Origin of the sequence: Streptomyces sp. SD31, from assembly GCF_052068475.1 — a bacterium.
In the GTDB taxonomy this organism is placed as follows: domain Bacteria; phylum Actinomycetota; class Actinomycetes; order Streptomycetales; family Streptomycetaceae; genus Streptomyces.
Map to the genome: position 1 here is coordinate 81268 of NZ_JBQHCX010000013.1, position 22574 is coordinate 103841.

The following is a 22574-nucleotide window of genomic DNA, read 5'->3' on the forward strand; positions in this document are numbered from 1 at the left end:
ACGAACAGCCCGAGGAGGGCCCGTGACAACCCCCGACTGGTACGTCTTCACAGGCTCGGGCGAGCCCCACGCGGGCATCACCCGGCTACCCGCCCCACCGCCCTGGCGTGACTTCGACGGCGGCCCGCCGCTGACCGACCTGCCGCCCCTGGGCACCGAGTCCACCCGCCGCCTCGGCAGCCACGGCACCCGCGCCCCGGCCTGGCGCGCCGAGGAACTGGACCTGGTCAACGCCGCGTTGCATCTGCGCAGGCCGTTGCTCGTCACCGGCGACCCCGGCTCCGGCAAGTCCACCCTCGCGCACGCCCTCGCCCATGAACTCGGCCTCGGCCGCGTGCTCCACTGGCCCATCGTCAGCCGGACCACTCTGCGTGACGGTCTGTACAGCTACGACGCCATCGCCCGGCTCCAGGACATCCAGATGGCCAGGGAACTCGGCGAGCGGGCCGGCACGGACATCGGGGAGTACGTGCGCCTCGGGCCCCTGGGCACCGCCCTGCTTCCGTACGAGCGGCCGCGCGTGCTGCTCGTGGACGAGCTCGACAAGAGCGACATCGACCTGCCTAACGACCTGCTGAACGCGCTGGAGGAAGGCGAGTTCACCATCCCCGAGCTGCAGCGGATCGCCCGCGTGGAACCGACCGCCGAGGTGCTCACCGACGACGGCGGCCGAGCGGCGGTGACCGACGGCAAGGTACGCTGCCGCGCCTTCCCGGTGGTCGTGATGACGAGCAATCGCGAACGGGACTTCCCCGCCCCGCTGTTGCGTCGCTGCGTCCACCTCGATCTGCCCTCGCCGACGAACGACCGCGCGGGCGCCGACCGCCTGGCCGCCATGGTCGGCGCTCACTTCGGCGACGGCGACGCGGCGGAGTACGAGACGCTGATCCAGCACTTCCTGCAGAGCAGCCCCGGCTCCCTGCGCGCCGCCGACCAGCTCCTCAACGCCGTCTACCTGACCCAGCAGTCACTGCGCGCCGCCCACCCCGACCGGCAGCGGCTGGCGGAGCTGTTGATGCGCCCGCTCGACCACGGCGACCACGGAGCGCGCTGATGAGTGCCGGGGGCGCGATCGGCAGGCTGGCCGAACGGCTGCGCGCACTGGGCGCCGAGCCCTCCGCCCGCGAGCTCGCGGAGGCCCTGTGGCTGGCCCGCCATGTGACCCCCGTCGAGCCGGCGGCCCGGCCCGAACCACCCCCGCGGCCCCGCCCGGCCCCCGCGGACGCCGAGCCCCCGCCTGCCCGGCGACCGACTCCGGAACAGCAGGGTCCCGCCGGTTCCGAGTCCGACCGGGCCCGCCTGTATCCGGACCCCACGCCCTCCGGCCCGCGCGCCACGACGCCTCCGCTCGACGACTCCTACGTCCGCGTGCGCGTCCCCGCGGCCCCTGCCCTGCCCCGCTCCCTCCGACTCCAGCGCGCCCTTCGGCCGCTCCAGCGCTACCACCCACCGGTCCGCGCCGTCGCCCACCGGCTGGACGAACAGGCCACCGCGGAACGCGCCGCGGAGACCGGCCTGCTGCTGCCCGTCCGCACGCCCGTCGTCCGCCGCCAGGCCCGGCTGCTCCTGCTGATGGACGCCTCGACATCGACACCCGTCTGGGACAAGGCCCTCAGCGAGCTCAGCCAGATCTGCGCCGGCACCGGCGCCTTCCGCGAGGTGCTCGTCCACTACGTCCACGAAGGCCCCGACGGTTCCCTCCTCGTCGCCCCCTCGCGCCGCCCCGACCGTGCGCCGCGCCCCGCCGAGCAACTGCGCGACCCGACCGGCCATCAGCTGACCCTCGTCCTCAGCGACTGCGCGGGACCGCTCTGGCGCGACGGCCGTATGCAGAGACTCCTCCACGACTGGGCGCAGGCGGCGCCGGTCGCCGTGGTCCAGCCGTTGCCGCAGCGGATGTGGCAGCGCACCCACCTGCCCGCGCTCCCGGGAACCCTGCGCCGCCGTGAAGGCCTGGGCGCACGTATGGACTTCACCCCCGCCCACGCGCCGGCCGGCGCGCTGCCCGTGCCGGTGCTCGGCCTGACCGGCGCGGCGTTCGGCACCTGGGCCAGGCTGCTGTCCGGCAGCACGGGAGTGACCCTGCCGGCCGCCGCGGCCTGGGTCCGCGCGGACCACACCGCAGCCGAGCGTGACCCGGCGGCGCACCGGGAGCCGGCCGAGGAGCCGCTGACCGTCTTCCGGGCGACCGCTTCCCACCACGCCGTCGAGCTCGCCGTGCTCCTGTCCGCCGTACCGCTCACCATCCCGGTGATGCAGCTCCTCCAGCGTGCCATGCTGCCCGCGACCGGCCCGGCCGTGCTCGCGGAGGTGTTGCTGAGCGGGCTGCTGCGCAGAGGCGGGCAGGACGACTGGTACGAGTTCCTGCCGGGGGCACGCGAACAGCTTCTGGACCTGCTGCCCCTCGGTGACGCCCTGCTCGTGCTGAAGCACTGCGGCGACTACGTCGACCGGCACTTCGGCCGCCGGGCCCGCAACTTCCCCGCCCTGGCCCACGCCCTGCTCACCGGCGGCGAGCCGCCGGAAGGTGCCGAGGCGGGCGTACCGGGGGCGTTCGCCGAGGTGTCGCGGATGGTGGTGCGGCGGTACGGGGGTGAGGTGGCGGTGCCGGAGGAGCGGCAACGCAGGACGGCACCTCTGGAGGAGCCCGTGACTCCCGTGCGCTGCACCATCCTCTACGCGGGCTACGACCGGCCGTGGGCGGCCTGGGCCGGGCGGGTGCTGAATTCGTACGGCATGGAGGTCGTCGAGACGCGGTGGGATCCGGGGCCGTACCGGGACCTGGTCGACGCCCTGGCGACCGTGCGCGACCTGGGTGTGACGCGTCCGCCCGCCGGCCGGGTGCTGGTGATGCTGAGTGAGGCGCTGCTCCAGCCCGGTGTCCGTCGACCTGACGAGTGGTGGGACGCGCTGTACCTGGTCGGGGAGGGAAGGCCAGGCCTCTTCGCCCTGGTCGCCCTGGGCATGCGGCTGTCGGAGGAGAACTGGCCCGGCTTCCCCCCGGCCTTGGACGCGGTCGGTGAGGTGGAGGCCGAGGAGTTGTTGCTCGAGGCGCTCGCCCTCGACGTCGGGGTCGCGGTCACACGTCGTCGGACGTCGGCGACGCGATTCCCCCGAGCGATGAGGGTCGACGAGGCGCAGGTGCCCTCGCGAGACCCGTACTTCACCGGACGTGGCGACCAGCTCCACGCCCTGCCCGAGCGCTTGCGGCAGGCCCGGCGGGCCGGCGCCGTCCTCGTCCTGAGCGGCGAACCGGGCGTCGGCAAGACCGCGATGGCGGTCGAGTACGTGCATCGGTTCGGGGACGATTACGACGAGGTGCGGTGGACGGCGTCGGGCGACCACCCCGGATCCGTGCGGCGGCGCTCGAAGCCGGACAGCCTCCTATGGGTCGTCGACGACTGGGACGGCCAGGACCTCGACGCCCTGACCGAACTCACCGCGCACACCCACGTGCTGGTCACGGCACGAGCGGTGCCCGACTCGCTTCGCTGCCGTGTCGTTTCCGTCGGTGCCCTGACCCGGCAGGACTCCGTCGCCTACCTCATGCGGATGCTGCGCGTGTCCCGGGGGGAGGCCGAGGCGCAGGCCCAGGCCTGTGCCGACCATCCGGCGGCCCTGGCACGGGCGGTGGACCGGGCGCCGGTGCCGACCGCGTACGTGAGCCCCGTGCACCGGTTGGACGCAATGACCCACCGCTGTGTGGTGGGCCTCAGCGCCGACGGCACGGCCGAGACGCACACCGGCTGCGGTGTGCTGGTGGCGCCGGGATGGGTGCTGACCGCGGCGGACGTGCTCGGCGAAGAGGACACGGTCGTGGTCACCCTGGACGACGGACGTCGGCTACCCGGCCAGTTGGTCCATGACACGGCCGGGCCCGTCGAACCCCGACCGGCGCTCGTGCGGCTCCCCGAGGGGGTCGAGCACGAATGCGTGTGGCTCGCCGATCCGGGGCCGCGGCCGAGCGAGGTACTGGTGCAGGGGCTGCGCGCCCTGCCGATGCGGCTGGCGCGCTGGACCGGCACGGGAGAAGTGGCCGAGGCGTTCGGTCCCGGGTTCCGGGTGCCCGGCATCGACCTGCCGCCGTCCGCTGTCGGCGGCCCCGTCATCGACCGGAATCTCGGGACGGCCGTCGGCCTGGCCTGGCTGGGCCCGCCCGGCCCCCCGCGGAGCATGGTCTTCGCGTCCATGGAGGCGTTGCGTGCCCGGTTCGAGGCATCCGAGCCGACGGCACGCCTGTGGCACGACATCATGCGCGCACACGACCGGTACCACCTCGGCCGCCTGGACCACGCCGGGAGCTGGCCCGCGCTCCAGGAGAGCCTCGCGCAGGAAACGGGGGACAGCCCCGCGGCCTTCACCCCGGCGCTGCGCACCCGCCTGTACGGAATCGTGGCGGCCCTCACCCCACCGTCCGGCCACGATGAGGCGCGAGGCCCGCTGGCACTGGCCGGCGTAGAGGTGGGCGAGGCGCCGCGCGGCTGGGGGGACGGACTGCGGCTGTTGGCCGCGTACGGCCGAGGACTGGAGGTCATCGCCCTGTGCGCCGCGCACATCTGGGCCCATCGCCTCGGGGCGGGCCATGAGGAGGACCACCGGGCGCTGGTCGAACTGCGGGGGTGGACGGAGGATGTGGCTTTCAGGTGTCTCGACGGGGAGGCACGGCGACAGGTGCTAGACGTCCTGGACAAGGGCCGGTCACTTGCCCGTTCGGACATCTTCGTCGAGTTGGTCCAGGCCCCCGGCGGACACGGCTGGCGGCTGTGCCGCCGGGCGGGGGAGGTCCTGCGGACCGTTCAGGAGAGCACCGGCGCATGGCCCTCGCCCCTGTCGGCGTACCGTCACAGCGAGTTCGAGGCGGCCGTCAGGTTCAGCGAGGCGCACGGTGAGCGGGGACACGTCGTCTTCGTCGTGCCGCCCGGTCCCCTGCTCGACCAGCCGTTCGAGCAATGGGAGACCGCACACGAGCGACTGGGGCAGCGCTGCCGGGTCAGTGTGGCGCTGGAACGGGAGAACCTGTTCCACCAGGACGACGAGGCATCACGGCGATTCCGCTGGGCCGGTGTCAGCAACGGCCCGCTGCGGCCCCTTTCCCTGCTGCACGAGTCCGGCCGGGACCCGCACAGCGAGCTGCTGTTCGCGCCCCTGGGGGCTGTGCCGGTCCACTGCGGAACGTTGAGCACCGGCAGGGGAATCGGCGCGCTGGAGGCAGCGCTGGGCAACGGGTACGGACTGATGCTGTGGCGGCGCGGCGACGGCCACCGCGACTGCGCGGAGTTCCATGCCCGGGCCGCGGAGTTGGTGTCCACCGCCGGTACGGTGGCGAACCTCCTCGAACGCGTCCGCCTGCTCCGCGCCGACCAGGACAACCCCGCCCACGCCTGGGCCCGAGGCCTCGCGGTCCTCTACGACCCGCCCCTCGGGCACTCCCTCTTCTGAGACGGCCGGGACAAGGAATCGGCCCCGACACCTCGGACGAGGTGTCGGGGCCGATTCCGTTCGGTCACCCGGTGTCAGAGGCTCAGGCCTCGAACACCTCACGCACCAACTGCTCCTGCTCGGCCTGGTGCCGCTTGGCGGAACCGACGGCCGGGGACGAGCCGTGCGGCCGCGAGATACGGCGCAGGCGCTCGCCGTGCGGGACGTCGGCGCCGACCGCCAGGTCCAGGTGGTCGATCAGGTTGAGCGCGATGAACGGCCACGCACCCTGGTTCGCCGGCTCCTCCTGGGCCCACAGGTACTTCTCGGCGTTCGGGTACTTGGCGATCTCGGCCTGGAGCTCGGCACCCGGCAGCGGGTACAGGCGCTCGATGCGGATGATCGCCGTGTCCGTGACGCCGCGCTTCTTCCGCTCGGCGTCGAGGTCGTAGTAGACCTTGCCCGCGCAGAAGACGACCTTCTTGACGGCGGCCGGGTCGACCGACGCGTCGCCGATGACCGGCTGGAACTGCCCGGTCGTGAACTCCTCCGCCTTCGCCGCGGCGGCCTTCAGACGCAGCATCGACTTCGGGGTGAAGACGACCAGCGGCTTGTGGTGCGGGTTGTGCACCTGCCACCGCAGGAGGTGGAAGTAGTTCGACGGCGACGTCGGCATGGCGACCGTCATGTTGTTCTGCGCGCAGAGCTGCAGGAAGCGCTCCGGGCGGGCGGACGAGTGGTCCGGGCCCTGGCCCTCGTAGCCGTGCGGGAGGAGCAGGACCACACCGGAGGTCTGGGCCCACTTCTGCTCGGCGGAGGAGATGAACTCGTCCACGACCGTCTGGGCGCCGTTGACGAAGTCGCCGAACTGGGCCTCCCACATCACGAGCGCGTCGGGGCGGGCCAGCGAGTAGCCGTACTCGAAGCCCATGGCCGCGTACTCGGACAGCAGGGAGTTGTAGACGTTCAGCCGCGCCTGCTCCTCGGAGAGGTACTGCAGCGGCGTGTACTCCTCGCCCGTCTCACGGTCGATGATGACCGCGTGGCGCTGGCCGAACGTACCGCGCTGCGAGTCCTGACCCGCCAGGCGGACCGGGACACCCTCCAGCAGCAGGGAGCCGATCGCGAGGGTCTCGCCCATGCCCCAGTCGATGGTGCCGTCCTCGACCATCGACGCCCGGCGCTGCAGCTGCGGCAGCAGACGCGGGTGGACGGTGATGTGGTCGGGGATGTTGACCTGGGACTCGGCGATCCGCTTGACGACCTCCGAGGTCACCGCGGTGTTCACGGCGACCGGGAACTCGGCCTGCGGGTCCGAGGGCTCCGCGGCGGCCGGCTGCGAGGTGGCCTCGCGGACCTCCGTGAAGACCTTCTCCAGCTGGCCCTGGTAGTCCTGCAGCGCCTGCTCGGCCTCTTCCAGGGTGATGTCGCCGCGACCGATGAGGGACTCGGTGTAGAGCTTGCGCACCGAGCGCTTCTTGTCGATCAGGTCGTACATCAGCGGCTGGGTGAAGGCCGGGTTGTCCGACTCGTTGTGACCGCGGCGGCGGTAGCAGATGAGGTCGATCACCACGTCCTTGTTGAACGCCTGGCGGAACTCGAAGGCCAGACGTGCGACGCGCACGACCGCCTCCGGGTCGTCGCCGTTCACGTGGAAGATCGGGGCCTCGATCATGCGGGCCACGTCCGTGGCGTACATCGACGAGCGCGAGGACTCCGGGGCGGCCGTGAAGCCGACCTGGTTGTTGATGACCACGTGGACCGTGCCGCCGGTGCGGTAGCCCCGCAGCTGCGACATGTTCAGGGTCTCGGCCACCACGCCCTGGCCCGCGAAGGCCGCGTCGCCGTGCAGGGCCACCGGCAGGACGGTGAAGTCCGTGCCGCCCTTGTTGATGATGTCCTGCTTGGCGCGGGCGACGCCCTCCAGGACCGGGTCCACCGCCTCCAGGTGCGAGGGGTTGGCGGTGAGCGAGACCTTGATCTGCTCGCCGTCCAGGCCGGTGAAGGTGCCCTCGGCGCCCAGGTGGTACTTCACGTCGCCGGAGCCGTGCATCGACTTCGGGTCGAGGTTGCCCTCGAACTCGCGGAAGATCTGGGCGTACGACTTGCCGACGATGTTGGCGAGAACGTTCAGGCGGCCGCGGTGGGCCATGCCGATGACGACCTCGTCCAGGCGGGACTCGGCGGCCGAGTCCAGCACCGCGTCCAGCAGCGGGATGACGGACTCGCCGCCCTCCAGGGAGAAGCGCTTCTGGCCGACGTACTTCGTCTGCAGGAAGGTCTCGAAGGCCTCCGCCGCGTTCAGCCGGCGCAGGATGCGCAGCTGCTCCTCGCGCTCCGGCTTGGTGTGCGGGCGCTCGATGCGGTCCTGGATCCACTTGCGCTGCTTCGGGTCCTGGATGTGCATGAACTCGATGCCGGTGGTGCGGCAGTACGAGTCGCGCAGCACACCGAGGATGTCGCGCAGCTTCATCAGGGACTTGCCGGAGAAGCCGCCGACCGCGAACTCGCGCTCCAGGTCCCACAGGGTGAGGCCGTGCTCGGTGATGTCCAGGTCGGGGTGCTTGCGCTGGCGGTACTCCAGCGGGTCGGTGTCGGCCATGACATGGCCGCGGACCCGGTAGGAGTGGATCAGCTCGAAGACGCGCGCGGCCTTCGTCACGTCGTCGTCGTGCGAGGCGTCGATGTCCTTGAGCCAGCGGACCGGCTCGTAGGGGATGCGCAGGGCCTCGAAGATCTCGTCGTAGAAGTTGTTCTCGCCGAGGAGGAGGTTCGCGACGATCCGCAGGAACTCGCCGGAGGCGGCGCCCTGGATGACCCGGTGGTCGTAGGTCGACGTGAGCGTCATGACCTTCGAGATGCCGAGCTTGTTCAGGGTGTCCTGAGAGGTGCCCTGGAACTCCGCCGGGTAGTCCATGGAGCCGACGCCCATGATGACCGACTGGCCGGGCATCAGACGCGGCACCGAGTGGACGGTGCCGAGGCCGCCCGGGTTGGTCAGGGAGACCGTCACGCCGGTGAAGTCGTCCATGCCCAGCTTGCCGTCGCGGGCACGGCGGACGATGTCCTCGTAGGCCTGCCAGAACTCGAAGAAGTTCAGCGTCTCGGCCTTCTTGATGCCCGCGACCACGAGCTGGCGGTCGCCGTTGGGCTTGACCAGGTCGATGGCGAGGCCGAAGTTGATGTGCTCCGGCTTGACCAGGGTCGGCTTGCCGTCCTTCTCCGCGAAGGAGTAGTTCATCGACGGCATGGCCTTGATGGCCTGCACCATCGCGTAGCCGATGAGGTGGGTGAAGGAGATCTTCCCGCCCCGGGCGCGCTTCAGGTGGTTGTTGATGACGATGCGGTTGTCGAAGAGCAGCTTCACCGGGACCGCGCGCACGGACGTGGCCGTGGGCACCTCCAGCGAGGCGTTCATGTTCTTCGCGACCGCGGCGGACGGGCCGCGCAGCGTCACGTACTCGGGACCGTCGGCGGCTGCGGCGGGCTCGGCCTTCTTCGGCTGAGCGGGCTTCGCGGCCGGCGCGGGCGCGGCGGGCTTCGCCGCGGCCGGAGCCGGGGCGGCAGGCGCGGCGGCCGCGGGCTTCGGGGCCGCGGGAGCCGGCGCGGGGACCGACGGAGCGGCAGGCGCGGCCGGAGCAGCCGGGGCGGCGGGAGCAGCCGGGGCGGCGGGAGCCGCTGGAGCCGTGGTGGTCTCTGCGGCCCCCGCGGCCGCAGTACCCGCCGGAGCCGGGGCGGCGGGCGCCCCCGGCTTGTAGTCGGCGAAGAAGTCCCACCAGGCTCGGTCTACCGAATTGGGGTCCTGGAGGTACTGCTGATAGATCTCGTCGACGAGCCACTCGTTCGCACCGAACGCGGCCGCGGGGTTCTTGCCCGCTTGGTCGGTGTCGGTCGAGATGCTCGAGTTACTGGGGGACTGTGGCGACACGGCGGCAACCGCCCTCTTCCGCTTCACAAGGTGATGGACAGCGGGAATAAAGGCTACGCCCCTATGGCCGGGATGGTCAGGCTGAGCAAGGTCATCGTCGCGTAAGTCACATCGGAAAGCGTGTTTCGTGCCGGGAAATGGCGGGAAACAAGCGTGGTTCCGCATCAGCTGGGAAGGGGAGACCGCGGCCCGGCACGCCGAGGGCGCGGGGCTCTGCCTGATCACACGTGTCCGTCAGCCAGGACGCACGTGGATCTTGGTGCTCCGCTTCGAACTTTACGTCAACTTGGCACAGATGGCTGCCCCGGCAGTGTGACAAGAATCCGGCAGCCCCGCTCGGATTCGGCCACTCCGATCCGGCCGCCGTGCAGATCGACGGCCCAGCGTGCGATCGCCAGCCCCAGCCCCGTACCGCCGTCGCTGCCCGGCCCGTGCGGCCGGATCACGGCGCCCCGGTTGAACCGCTCGAAGACCCGGTGCCAGTCCGAGCGCGGAATGCCCGGACCCTCGTCCAGGACCTCCAGCTCCAGCGACTCCGGATACGCCCCGCGCCGCGCCTTGACCGTCACGCGGCCGTGCGGCGGGCTGTGCTTGATCGCGTTGTCGATGAGGTTGGCGACGACCTGGTGGATGCGCTCGGGGTCGGCGTGCGCCGTCAGCTCCGGCGGGGAGACGTCGAGGTGCAGATGGACGTCGGTGCGGGTGTGGCTGCCGGAGCCCGACGCCATGCCGCCGCGGGCGGAGGCGACCATGTTGGCCTCCTTCAGCACGCCCGACAGGTACGGCCAGACCTCGAAGCGCCGCATGCGCAGCGGTACGACGCCGTTGTCCAGCCGGGACAGGTCCAGCAGCGTCTCCACGAGCCGGCCCAGCCGCTCGGTCTGCTTCAGCGCCGTACGCATGGTTTCCGGGTCGGCCTCGGCGATGCCGTCGACCACGTTCTCCAGGACGGCCCGCAGGCCCGCGATCGGGGTGCGCAGCTCGTGCGAGACGTTCGCCACCAGCTCCTTGCGCTGCTGGTCCTGGGCCGCCAGCTCGTCCGCCATGCGGTTGATGGTCTCGGCCAGGTCGCCCAGCTCGTCCCGGCGGTTCTCCCGCACCCGGCGCGTGTAGTCGCCGTGCGAGATGGACCGGGCCACCGCGTTCATCTCGTCCAGCGGCGCGGTGAGCGAATGCGCCACGAACTGCGTAATGAGCAGGGTGGCGATCATCGAGAAGACCGTGATGAAGCGCAGCTCCGTCTGGGTGCGCACGGCGATCATGGACAGGCCGGTGGTGATCAGCACCGCGATGATGACCAGCGCGCCCAGCTTGGTCTTGATCGAGAACGGACGTACGCCGCCCCAGGGCTCCCCGGGGCCTCTCCGTGCGGCCGGCCCGTCGCTCATGGCGTCGGAGTCTCCAGGGCGTAGCCCACGCCGTGCACCGTACGGATCCGCTCGGCGCCGATCTTCCGGCGCAGGGCCTTGATGTGGCTGTCGACCGTGCGGGTCCCGGAGGCGTCCGCCCAGTCCCACACCTCGGCGAGCAGCTGCTCACGGGAGAGCACCGCGCGCGGGGTGTTCGCCAGGCACACCAGGAGGTCGAACTCGGTCGGGGTGAGGTGAACATCCTCACTGCGCACCCGCACCCGCCGCTGCGCGTGGTCGATCTCCAGCTCGCCGAGGCGCAGGATGCCCGAGCGCGGCGTCGTGGCGGCCAGTGCGGCCCGCTCGACGCGGCGCAGCAGCACATGCACGCGGGCCGCCAGCTCCCGCATCGAGAACGGCTTGGTCATGTAGTCGTCGGCGCCGACGCCGAGCCCGACCAGCATGTCGGTCTCGTCGTCGCGCGCGGTCAGCATCAGCACCGGTACCGGCCGTTGGGCCTGCACCCGGCGGCACACCTCCAGGCCGTCGAAGCCCGGCAGCATGATGTCGAGGATCAGCAGGTCGGGCTGCCAGGCCTCGGCCGTGTCGACGGCCGCCGGACCGTCGCCCGCGGTCTGCACGAGAAAACCCTCGGCGCGCAGACGGGCCGCGATGGCGTCCACGATGGTCGGATCGTCCTCGACCACGAGGACCCGGCGCTGAGCGCCGGGAGTCGCCGCCGTGCCGTTGTGGGAGGTGTGTGTCTGCTCCATCGCCCGCCCCAAAGTTGCTTTCCGGAATCCGTGGGGTGATCCCGCTAACTGGCTATGCCTGCGCATGCTTGCGATTGACGCTTGAATGATCCGCGTCAGGTGAGCAGAGTACGGGGAGTCACCGTGCCACGGCTATCCAGGTCGTACGGCGAGGTGTACGACGTCCGGAACGCCCCGGGCAACGGGGATCTCTTCGGTACGCACCTGTTGGAATCCGGCATTACACAAGGTTTCTTCGAATTCCGGAGATGGTCGGGCGGACCAAACGGCCAGCACTCCGCCCGGTCTCAACGCCCCTGCGCAGGCTGTCAGTCCGGCCGGGGAGTACAGGCTGTCGTTGCCCTCGGTGACGGTCCAGCCGGGCCCGTTGTCGATGTCGAGGCACAGGGCGTCATACGTGTCGTAAGTCTCATGTACGTGCGCCACCAGATCCGTTTCCAGAATCCGGGTGCGCGGGTCGGCGAGGGCGCGGGCGGAGAAGTGGGACAACGGCCCGTCGAGATGCCAGCCGATAATCGCCGGCTCGCGCTCGACGACGGTGATCCGATTCGGGCGCGGATCGGCGGCGGCGTGTGCGAGCGAGAACCCGACGCCGAGCCCGCCGATCAGCACGTGCGGCTCCGGCCGGCCGCCCAGCGCGCCGAGCGCCGCGTCGACGAGCAGCCGCTCCGAGCGCCCGTCGGAGGTGTCCATCAGAAAGCAGCCGTTGGCGATGATCTGGAGCAGTTCGCCGTGCCGCCGCAACACGATCTCGCCGTACGGGCCTTCGCGACGGTCCAGGACTTCGGGGATGTCGTACGAAGTGGGCATCCGGCCATCCTGGCAGGTCGGGCGGGGACGGCCGAGGGAAATACCACCAGTGGGTGACCTCGGGATCTTCTTGAGAGGTTGCTGAGAATCCGCTGTCATGTGGCGCTGGTCACAGACATGGGTGAGGGGCGGGCTGAGGGTGGGGCAAACGGAAGGAGCGCTTCACCGTGGAACGAACTGTGACTGGCCCTTCCGGCGACGCGAGCCTGCCCGAGGTGGCCGGGCTGCTGGACGGGATGCCGCGCCAGCGCGGACCACTGAGCGCCGCTCCGGCGCCGTCCCCGGCGCCGGAGATCGCCGAGGCGACCGGGGCGACCGGCGCCACCGAGGCCGCCGCGACTGCTGCGGCAACCGCACCCCGAACCCCCGCCCTCCGCCCCTGGCGTCTGCTCCCCACCCCCACCGCAACGCCCGTCACCTGCGCCTACGCCGCCGTCCTGGCCGTCACCTCACTGATCGCCACCTACGCCGATCCCGCCCTCGTCCACGCCCTGCACCAGGGCTCCAGCACCGATGTGGCGCACCTCGTGCGGACGCCCGTGCTGGTGCTGGTCACCAGCGCGCTGTGGATCGCGGGCGGGATCACGACGCCGTACACGCTCGGCTTCCTGCTCGTGCTCACCGCGCTGGAGCGGCGTATCGGCGCCGCTCGCACGGCCGTCGTCTTCCTGCTCGGGCACGTCCTGGCCACCCTCGCGACCGAGGTCCCGGTCGGGATCGCGGTGCTGGTCGGCCACCTCCCCGACAGCTCGCTGCACCGCCTCGACTACGGCATCAGCTTCGGCGTCGCCACGAGCGTCGGCGCGCTGGCCGGGCTGCTGCGGCCGTGGCTGCGGTGGCCGGTGCTGGTGCTGTTCGGCGGGATGCTGGTCCAGGGCCTGCTCAATCTCACGGATCCGATGACCAATTGGGGGCATCTGATCTCCCTGGTCATCGGGATCGCGCTGTGGCCGGTGGTGCGCCGCTGGTACGCCCCGGCTTCAGCCGGCCACGGGCGACCACACGTACGGCGTGGTCGTCGTCACCGCCTCGAAGCCCAGCCGCCGCAGGATGGGCGCGCTGTCGTCGGAGGCGTCGACGTGCAGGTGGCCGACCCTGCGCGCGACGGCGAGGGCGGCGCGGGTGGCGACCAGCGCCCGGTAGATGTCCTGACCGCGCCACTCGGCCGACGTTGACCCGCCCCACAGGCTCGCGAACCCGGTCCCCGCGCGGAACACCAGCCACGCCGCGGAGACGACTTGGCCGTCCGCTTCGGCGACGTACACGGCGATCTCGTCCGGGGCGGACGCGACACGGCCGATGAGATCGTCGGCGAGCCAGCTCCGGTCCTCGTCCCACACGACCGACTCCATCGCGGCGATACGGCGTCCTCGGGCAGGAAGCCGGCCTCGTGCAGGCGGTCGGTGAGGTCGGCCGGGTCGTCGTGGGACCGCGTCTTCCACTCCACCGCCTCGCCGCGTGCCGCGAAGTAGTCGCGCTGGCGGGCGATGAGCCGGTCGAGCTCGGCGCCGCGTACGCCGAGCGAGCGCGGGCCGCTGACGAGGCCCCGGAATCCGCCGACGATCCGCAGCAGGGGACCGTCCTGTTCGTACGTCACACCTGCGGGCGGGTTCGGGGGTGCGCCGCGCATCTGGTCGTCGTAGGCGGCGAGAAGGGTCTCTGTGTCTGTCGCGGTGTCCGTCACGGGGAGACGGTGGGGGAAGGAACAGGCCCCCGGCAACCGTTTATGGGTGAAAGCCGAGGTCACAGTCGGCGCCCGCGGGTGATCGCTGACAGCGAACGAAGGCCTGGGAACATTCGAGCCCTCCCATGCATTGAGTCGACATAACTCAACTTGACTGCCGAAGGGGAGATCATGGCTTCGACGTCCACACCGCTCACCCTGCCTGTGCTGCCGCTCGACGATGAGGTCGTGCTGCCCGGAATGGTGGTCCCGCTGGACTTGAACGACGCCGATGTGCGCGCCGCCGTGGAGGCCGCGCAGGCGGCCGCCCGCTCGCAATCCGGAAAGCCACGGGTGCTTCTGGTGCCGCGCATCGACGGTACGTACGCGAGCACCGGTGTGCTCGGCACCGTCGAGCAGGTCGGCCGGCTGGCCGACGGTGACCCGGGTGCCCTGATCCGCGGTCGCGGCCGCGTGCGGATCGGCGCCGGGACGACCGGACCGGGTGCGGCACTGTGGGTCGAGGGGACGCGGGTCGACGAGAGCGTGCCCGAACCGCTGCCCGGACAGGTCGCCGAACTGGTCAAGGAATACAAGGCCCTTGCCACCGCCTGGCTGCGCAAGCGCGGCGCCTGGCAGGTCGTCGACCGCGTCCAGGCCATCGACGACGTCTCCGCCCTGGCCGACAACTCCGGTTACTCGCCCTTCCTGTCCACCGAACAGAAGGTGGAACTCCTGGAGACCGCCGACCCGGTCGCCCGCCTCAAGCTCGCCACCCGGCACCTGCGCGACCACCTCGCCGAGCAGGACGTCGCCGAGACCATCGCCAAGGACGTCCAGGAGGGCGTCGACAAGCAGCAGCGCGAGTTCCTGCTGCGCCGTCAGCTGGAGGCCGTCCGCAAGGAACTGCGCGAGCTGAACGGCGAGCAGGAGGGCGAGGAGTCCGACGACTACCGCGCCCGCGTGGAGGCCGCCGACCTGCCGGAGAAGGTCCGCGAGGCGGCGCTCAAGGAGGTCGACAAGCTGGAGCGGTCCAGCGACCAGTCGCCCGAGGGATCGTGGATCCGCACGTGGCTCGACACCGTCCTCGAACTGCCCTGGAACGAGCGGACCGAGGACGCGTACGACATCCAGGGCGCGAAGAGTGTGCTGGATGCCGAGCACGCCGGTCTGGAGGACGTGAAGGAGCGGATCACCGAGTACCTGGCGGTGCGCAAGCGCCGTACCGACCGCGGCCTCGGTGTCGTCGGCGGCCGGCGCGGCGGTGCCGTACTGGCCCTGGTCGGCCCGCCCGGCGTCGGCAAGACCTCGCTCGGCGAGTCCGTCGCCCACGCCATGGGCCGCAAGTTCGTCCGGGTCGCCCTCGGCGGCGTCCGCGACGAGGCCGAGATCCGCGGCCACCGCCGTACGTACGTGGGCGCGCTGCCCGGCCGTATCGTGCGCGCGATCAAGGAGGCCGGATCGATGAACCCGGTGGTCCTCCTCGATGAGATCGACAAGGTGGGCTCGGACTTCCGCGGCGACCCCGCGGCCGCGCTCCTGGAGGTCCTGGACCCGGCCCAGAACCACACCTTCCGGGACCACTACCTGGAAGTGGAACTGGACCTGTCGGACGTGGTCTTCCTCGCCACCGCCAACGTCCTGGAGGCCATCCCCGAGGCCCTGCTCGACCGTATGGAGCTGGTCCGCCTCGACGGCTACACCGAGGACGAGAAGATCGTCATCGCCCGCGACCACCTGCTCCCGCGCCAACTGGAGCGGGCGGGCCTGGAGAAGGACGAGGTGACGCTCGACGAGAGCGCACTGCGCAAGCTCGCCGGCGAGTACACGCGCGAGGCGGGCGTCCGCAACCTGGAGCGCTCGATCGCGCGGCTGCTCCGCAAGGTCGCGGCGCAGCACGAACTGGGTGAGCGGAAGCTGCCGTTCACGATCATGGACGGTGACCTGCGCGGTCTGATCGGCCGGCCGCACCACGTGCCCGAGTCCGCCCAGGACCCGGCGGAGCGCCGTACGGCCGTGCCGGGCGTGGCGACGGGGCTCGCGGTGACCGGCGCGGGCGGCGACGTGCTGTTCGTCGAGGCGTCGCTGGCGGATGCGGAGACGGGCGCGGCGGGCCTGACCCTGACGGGCCAACTGGGTGACGTCATGAAGGAGAGCGCACAGATCGCCCTGTCCTTCCTCCGCTCGCACGGCGCCGAACTGGAGCTGCCCGTCGCCGACCTGAAGGACCGGGGCGTGCACATCCACTTCCCGGCGGGCGCGGTGCCCAAGGACGGCCCGAGCGCGGGCATCACGATGACGACGGCGCTGGCGTCGCTGCTCAGCGGACGGCTGGTCCGCACGGACGTGGCGATGACGGGCGAACTCTCCCTGACCGGGCGGGTCCTGCCCATCGGCGGCGTGAAGCAGAAGCTGCTGGCGGCCCACCGGGCGGGCATCACGACCGTGATCATCCCCAAGCGCAACGAGCCCGACCTGGACGACGTCCCCGCCGAGGTGCTGGACAAGCTCGACGTCCATGCCGTGACGGACGTCCGCCAGGTCCTGGAGCTGGCGCTGTCGCCGGCCACCAGCGGCGTGGCGCCGGAGGTTCCGGTCGCGGCGTGACGGACGTGACCGGAAAAGGCAAGGCCCGGGTTTCCCGTGAGGGAGACCGGGCCTTCGCCGTGGGGCGCGCGTCGGACTAGCCGTTGGCCAACGCCTTCACCCGATCCAGCGCGCCGTTGAACCTGTTGTGGTCACCGACGGTCGGCCCGGAGGACGTGTACTGCCACATCGTGTAGTACTTCCAACCCGCCGGCAGTTCGCCCACCGCCGTCGCGTACCGGGCGATCCACAGCGGGTTGACGGAGGCGAAGCCGCTGTGGTTGCCGGTGCACTGTTTCCACCAGCTGGTGGCCGTGTAGATGACGGGGCCGCGGCCGGTGCGGGCCCGGTACCGGTTCAGGAAGTCGCGGATCCAGGTGACCATCGCGCTCGGTGTCTTGCCGTAGCAGGCGTCTCCGTAAGGATTCCACTCGATGTCGAGGACGCCGGGCAAGGTCCTGCCGTCCCGGGACCAGCCGCCGCCGCGATCGATGAAATAGTCGGCCTGGGTTGCTCCATTGGTGGTGTCCGGGGTGGCGAAGTGGTACGCCCCGCGGATCATGCCGACGTCGTGGGAGCCGTCGTACTGCTGGGCGAAGTAGGGGTTCCTGTAGTACGTCCCCTCGGTGGCCTTCACATAGGCCCACTTGACCCCGCTGCCCCACAGCTTCGGCCAGTCGACGTCGCCCTGGTGGCTGGAGACGTCCACGCCTTCCGTCTGAGCGGCCAGGGTCTGGGCGGGGCCGTCGTGCACCCCGTCGTGTACTGCGACGCCCATGCCCATGTGGGCGGAGCCGCGCGGCGGGTCGTCGTCGGCGGATGCGGGAGGGGGCTGGACGGCGAGGAGGGAGAGGAGGAGGGAGAGGACGACGGCGAGCAGGAAGCCGGCGAGGCGGGGGTGCCGGGAGCGGAGTAGTTCGGATCTGAGCACGGGCATAGCGTGCCTCCGACGGCTCGGTGACGCTCGGTGGGAAAACGGGCCGGGGGCGTGACTGCGGTCGGGTGATGGGGGAGGGCTGGGCGGCTCCGGTCGGGCCGCGGTGGGTGAGGGCCTCGGCAGGTGGAAGGGGTCCGGAGGCTGCCGTTGGTCTACGCCTGCGAAATACTGGCGGAGCTGCGGCAATGACGGCGGGTGACGGAAGTTTTCCGGACCGGGAAATCGAGGCAGGGGCTGACGTGCACGAAGACGGAAACGGCGACGGGCGGAGAGTCGAACCTGGGGGTGGCCCCGCTGGGGGAGTGTCCGGCGGCGGTATGGACCAGCCCGAATTCCTCGACCTGGAACGCGAGTTGACCGTCCTCTTCCGGCGCGCCAGGGCCAAGCAGGGCGAGATGGCTCGCGAGGTCCATCCCGACCTGGAGTCCGCGGCGTACGGGTTGCTGGTCCGACTGGACGAGTCCGGCCGCATGCGGGCCACGGAACTCGCCGCGTACATCGGCGTCGGCAAGGCCACGATGTCCCGCCAGCTGCGCGCCCTGGAGGACCTGGGCCTGGTCGCCCGCGAGCCGGACCCCGCCGACGGGCGGGCCTGGCTGGTGCACCTCACGGAGGAGGGGCGCGGTCGGGTCGCGAAGGTGCGGGAGGCCCGCCGGGCTCGCTATGTCGCGCAGCTGTCCCACTGGGATCGGGGTGAGGTGGCGGAGCTGGCTCGGTTGCTGAATCAGTTGAACCGGGGGATGGAGAAGTAAGGCGACGGTCGCGGGGAAATGGGCTGTTATGGCTGTCACGGGCGGTGAGCCCTGGCATCCTTGCATTTCCTCAACCTCGGGGTAGCTGTCTGGGCGCCGGCTCCGGGGGTGCTGCGTACGGGGGTGCGGTGTGGACGGAGCCGGGGTCGGGGCCGGGTCTGCGGCCGGATCAGGGGCCGGATCAAGGGCCGAGCGATTCGATGTGTTCTTCTCCTACGCCTTCAGGGACGGTGATTGGCCCGTCGCCCTGGCGGAGAACCTTGAGCGGCTCGGGCTGAGGGTGTGGTTCGACCGGTGGGAACTGGCTGCCGGGCAGCGGGTGGCCACGCGGTTGCAGGAGGGCTTGGCACACGCGGAAGCTCTGGTGGCCGTGGTGACTCCGCTGTGGATCGCCTCCGAGTGGTGCAACGAGGAGTTCGCGGCGGCCATGACGGCTTCGACGGCCGGGCGGCAGCGGGTGATCCCGGTCCTCTGGGGCGATGTGGCGACCGTTCCGCCCTTCATCGCGTCACGGCTGTTCGTCGACTTTCGTACGGTGGCGGCGCCGGACCAGTACGAGGCGAAGGTACGGCAACTCGTGCGGGCCGTACGGGGGTTGGCGGACTCGGAGCGGCCGGCGGCCACGGGTGCGGTGGTCCCGCCGCAGGGCCTGGAGTACCGGCCGGACGGGCCCATCCACGCGGAGTTACGGGTCGGAGCGGGGGCGGTGGTGTTCTCGACCGAGGGAGCCGAGGTGTCCGGCGCTCCGCTCGGCGCGGATGACGGGCGTGCGGCGGCCGAGCTGGACCGCCGGTTGGATGAGCGGGTTCGGGCGTTGCAGCGTGCGCGGGAGCGAGTGCGCGGGGATCACGTGACCCGGACCGCGCCCACGACGGACTCGCCGGTGATCTCCGGTGGCGTGAACGGTGCCTTGGCCGCCGTCGGCCGGACCCTGGGCGAGCGGTTCGTGAACGGGGAGGTGGGGGCCGCGTTGCGGCGCGAGGCGGCGTTGGCTCGCGACTGCAATGCTCCGCTGCGGATCGGGCTGAGCGTCGACGCGGCCGAGTGGCGGGATCTGCCCTGGGAGAGCCTGGTGGTGCCCGGTGCGCCGGGGCCGCTGGTGCTGTCCGAGCGCGTCGACCTGTACCGCAAGGTACGGCGGGAGACCCCGCCGGTGGCGATGCCGATCCCGGGGCCGCTGCGGATTCTTGCCGTGGTGGCGAGTCCGGAGGCGGGCGCCGGTGAACTGCTCGATTACGAGCGGGAGTTGGCGCGCATTCTGGACGCGGTGGGCTCCGCGCGGACCAAGCAGGGGGCGTATGTCCGGGTACTGAACTGGGGGAGTGTCGCCGAGATTCGCGCCGCTCTGGAGGAGGAGCGGTTCCACGTACTGCATCTGTCGTGCCATGCCGCCCCGGGGGTGCTGTTCCTGGAGAAGGATGACGGCGGGCTGGACAAGGTGGACGCCCGGCGGTTCATGGATGACGTGCTGCCGCCGGGACGTGGGGTGCCGTTGGTGGTTCTGTCCGGCTGTTCCACGGCACAGGCACCACAGGCCGATGCCGGTGACGCCGCCGCCGAGGCTCGTGCGGGACTGGCGCGGGAGCTTCTGGGCCGAGGGGTTCCGAGCGTGCTGGCCATGACCGAGGCGGTCACCGACCGGTACGCCACCGAGCTGGCCGCCCTCGTGTACGAGGATCTGGCCCGGGCGGAGCATCCCGTCCCGCTGGCCGCGCTTTCGCGGGCGCGGCGACGGCTGGAGGCCGCACGGCAGCAGCTCCCGGCCGGCGATCCGAGGGGCGCCTGGCCCGAGTGGTCCACTCCGTCCCTTTTCCTCGCGGGGCCGCCCCTGCCGCTGTTCGACGCCGGGCAAGGCGTCGAGCGAGTGGCACCGATGCCCGAGAGGGTGCTGGAAGAGGGGATGGTGGTGCGCAAGGTCGGCGAGTTCGTGGGGCGTCGGGCGGAGTTGCGGCAGCTGCTGGGCGTGTTGCGTGACTCCGACCGGGGCGGCGTGCTGATCCACGGGATCGGCGGCGTCGGCAAGTCGACGCTCACCGCGGAGTTGCTGCACCATCTGGGGCCCGAAGCGGGGTTGGTGGTGCCCGTCCCGGCCGCTACGGCCCCGACGGTCGACTCGGTGCTGGAGACCCTGCGCAAACGTCTCGTCGTGCGCTGCGTGTCCGCCGGGCTTGCCGAGGACGACATGCTGCGCCGGGTGGCGGCCATGCTCGCCGATGCCACGCCGTCGTGGCGGGAACGGTGGGAACTGATCCAGCAGGTCGTCCTGCCACGGCTGCCGGTCCTGCTCGTGCTGGACAACGCCGAGGACCTCCTGGTCCAGTCCGACGGGGGTTGGCAGCCGGCCGATCCCGACCTGGCGGACTTGCTGGCCGCCTGGGCGGCTGCCGCGCCTCGCGCTCGACTGCTGGTCACCAGCCGGTATCCGTTCAGCCTGCCGAACCGGATGCACCGACGCCTGACGATGCATCACCTCGGCCCGCTGTCGCTTGCCGAAACCCGCAAGCTGATCTGGCGGCTGCCCGGCCTGGACACCCTCGGCAAGGAGGACCTCCAACGCGCCTACGCCGATGTCGGCGGGCATCCGCGGGCACTGGAGTACCTGGACGCGTTGCTGCGCGGTGGCGAGGCACGGTTCCCCGACATCGCCGAGCGCATGGAGGAGGCACTGGAGCGACGCGGCATCCGTAACCCGGAGCGGTGGCTGGCCGGGATCGCCGGTGACCTGGACAAGGCGTTGGCCGAGACCGTCACGCTGGCGGTGGACGACGTGCTGCTCGACACGCTGCTGGGGCAGTTGGACGGTGTGCCGGGGGCGCGGTCGCTGCTGGACGGGCTTGCCGTCTATCGCGCGCCGGTCGACCGGACGGGGGCGGCCTGGCAACTGTCCGACCTGACCTCGGCACCGGAGGTTGATCCGGCGTTGCTGGAACGGCTCCGGACACTGAGCCAACAGATCGGGGAAGCCGAGGCCGAGGGAGCCGTGGCGGAGGAAGGCTGGGGTCTTCCTACGGGGGTATTGGCCCAGTACGGACACGATCTCAGGGAGCTGGCCCGGCCTCCGGTCGCACTCGACGACGATGCCGAGGGAGCCCTGCGTCTTCTGCTGGAACTGGGTCTGGTCTCCCCCGCGCCGACGTCGCAGGACGAGCCGGGCAGTCGGCCCAGCGGATTGCTGGTCCACCGCTGGACCGGTGACGCCCTCCGGAACCGGAGCGCCCCTGATGTCCTCACAGCGGCTCATCGCCGGGCTGCTGCCTACTGGCGGTGGCGCGCCGAGGTATGGCCGCAGGAGAAGGCCGCCGCCATCATCGACGTCATTGAAGCCCGCCATCATCATTACCAGGCCGATGACCTCGATCAGGCGAACGCTGTCACCCTCCATGTGTGCCTGCAATTGCACACTTGGGGTGCGTGGGACTGGGAAGAGCGGCTACTCAAGGAAAGTCTCTCCTGGAATCCCGCCGGCTCCCGGGCCGCTGCCGGCTTCCTCCACGAGCTGGGCACGATCGCGGATGCGCGGGGGGAATATGGTACGGCCGAAGAGTACTACCGAAATTCGCTCGCCATCAGTGAGAAACGCGGCGATCGAGCCGGCATTTCCCTCGCATATCACCAACTCAGCATCCTCGCAGTGAGGCGGGAAGATTATGGCAAAGCTGAAGAGCTCTGTCGAAAATCGCTGGCCATCAAGAAAGGGCGCGGTGACCGGGCTGGGATCGGTGCCGGATACCACCAACTCGGGTCGGTTGCGGAAATGCGGGGAGAGTATGACGTAGCCGAGGAATATTACCGGAAGTCACTGGCCATCAGTGAGGACCTTGGCGATCGAGTGGGCGTTGCCACCAGCTATCATCAACTCGGTGGCGTAGCGGAATATCGAGGTGATTATGACCTTGCCGAAGAGTGCCACAACAGTTCGCTCGCCATCAGTCAGGAACGCGGCAACCGGGCTGGGATCGGTGCCAGTTACCACCATCTCGGCATCGTTGCTGAAATGCGTGAGGATTATGGGGTGGCCGAGGGCTACTACCTCAAGTCGCTGGCCATCAGTGAGGGAATCGGTGACCGAGCCGGCATCGCCGCCACCATCAGTCAACTTGGCATATTGCGAACAAAGCTGAATCAGCCGGCTCAAGGCATTCCCCTCAACCTTCAGGCGCTCGCTCTACGTCTGGAGATGGGAGTCTCGGTCGGTACGGACATTTACTGGCTCAAAAGACAGAGAGCCCTTGTGGGTGACGATGCCTTCGAGAACAAGCTCCGCGCTCACCTGGCCGAGAAGAACGCACAAGCGGTCATGTCGGTAACGCTTCCGTCGCCCGAGAGCGCCGATGAGGACGAGTCGCCCCCGGAATAGG

At 70.7% G+C, this 22574-nt stretch carries 11 protein-coding genes; 6 read left to right on the forward strand and 5 right to left on the reverse strand.

The window, feature by feature from the left end:
- The first annotated feature begins 22 nt into the window (after window positions 1–22).
- Together ACTMVF_RS26890 and ACTMVF_RS26895 are read left to right on the forward strand one after the other, a co-directional pair.
- Window positions 23–1054, forward strand: coding sequence for an AAA family ATPase (locus ACTMVF_RS26890; RefSeq protein WP_441273678.1), 1032 nt, complete (start codon window positions 23–25; stop codon window positions 1052–1054).
- Window positions 1054–5439, forward strand: coding sequence for an SAV_2336 N-terminal domain-related protein (locus ACTMVF_RS26895; RefSeq protein ID WP_441273679.1), 4386 nt, complete (start codon window positions 1054–1056; stop codon window positions 5437–5439). Before ACTMVF_RS26890 ends, ACTMVF_RS26895 begins: the two co-directional genes overlap by 1 nt.
- Window positions 5440–5521: 82 nt before the next feature.
- Here the strand turns inward: ACTMVF_RS26895 and ACTMVF_RS26900 are convergent, their stop codons facing one another.
- From ACTMVF_RS26900 to ACTMVF_RS26915, 4 genes are all read right to left on the reverse strand, one after another.
- On the reverse strand, window positions 5522–9346 hold the full coding sequence (locus ACTMVF_RS26900; protein WP_441273680.1) for a multifunctional oxoglutarate decarboxylase/oxoglutarate dehydrogenase thiamine pyrophosphate-binding subunit/dihydrolipoyllysine-residue succinyltransferase subunit: 3825 nt from the start codon (window positions 9344–9346) through the stop codon (window positions 5522–5524).
- Window positions 9347–9627: 281 nt separating this feature from the next.
- Window positions 9628–10734: a HAMP domain-containing sensor histidine kinase gene (locus tag ACTMVF_RS26905; RefSeq protein ID WP_441273681.1), complete on the reverse strand. Its 1107-nt coding sequence runs from the start codon at window positions 10732–10734 to the stop codon at window positions 9628–9630.
- Window positions 10731–11468 (reverse strand): response regulator transcription factor, encoded by a 738-nt coding sequence (locus ACTMVF_RS26910; RefSeq protein WP_003997964.1) that lies wholly within the window; start codon window positions 11466–11468, stop codon window positions 10731–10733. The genes ACTMVF_RS26905 and ACTMVF_RS26910 overlap by 4 nt, the downstream gene beginning before the upstream one ends.
- Window positions 11469–11600: 132 nt before the next feature.
- Window positions 11601–12278 carry a spermidine synthase gene (locus tag ACTMVF_RS26915; protein WP_441273682.1) on the reverse strand — a complete coding sequence of 226 codons (678 nt, stop codon included), beginning with the start codon at window positions 12276–12278 and terminating at the stop codon, window positions 11601–11603.
- Window positions 12279–12445: 167 nt separating this feature from the next.
- Between ACTMVF_RS26915 and ACTMVF_RS26920 the strand changes: the two genes are divergently transcribed.
- Both ACTMVF_RS26920 and lon read left to right on the forward strand, forming a co-directional pair.
- Entirely contained in the window at window positions 12446–13453 is a 1008-nt protein-coding gene (locus tag ACTMVF_RS26920) for a rhomboid-like protein (RefSeq protein ID WP_441273683.1), read from the forward strand.
- A 680-nt stretch (window positions 13454–14133) separates the two neighbouring features.
- Entirely contained in the window at window positions 14134–16548 is a 2415-nt protein-coding gene (gene lon, locus ACTMVF_RS26925; protein WP_441273684.1) for an endopeptidase La, read from the forward strand.
- Between the two features lie 76 nt (window positions 16549–16624).
- Here the strand turns inward: lon and ACTMVF_RS26930 are convergent, their stop codons facing one another.
- A complete protein-coding gene (locus tag ACTMVF_RS26930; RefSeq protein WP_441273685.1) occupies window positions 16625–17464 on the reverse strand; it encodes a lysozyme in 840 nt (279 codons plus the stop codon).
- A gap of 239 nt (window positions 17465–17703) precedes the next feature.
- Between ACTMVF_RS26930 and ACTMVF_RS26935 the strand changes: the two genes are divergently transcribed.
- Both ACTMVF_RS26935 and ACTMVF_RS26940 read left to right on the forward strand, forming a co-directional pair.
- Window positions 17704–18216 (forward strand): MarR family winged helix-turn-helix transcriptional regulator, encoded by a 513-nt coding sequence (locus ACTMVF_RS26935; RefSeq protein WP_441273686.1) that lies wholly within the window; start codon window positions 17704–17706, stop codon window positions 18214–18216.
- A gap of 202 nt (window positions 18217–18418) precedes the next feature.
- Complete coding sequence (locus ACTMVF_RS26940; RefSeq protein WP_441273687.1) at window positions 18419–22573, forward strand: tetratricopeptide repeat protein; 4155 nt, start codon at window positions 18419–18421, stop codon at window positions 22571–22573.
- Window position 22574 lies beyond the last annotated feature (1 nt).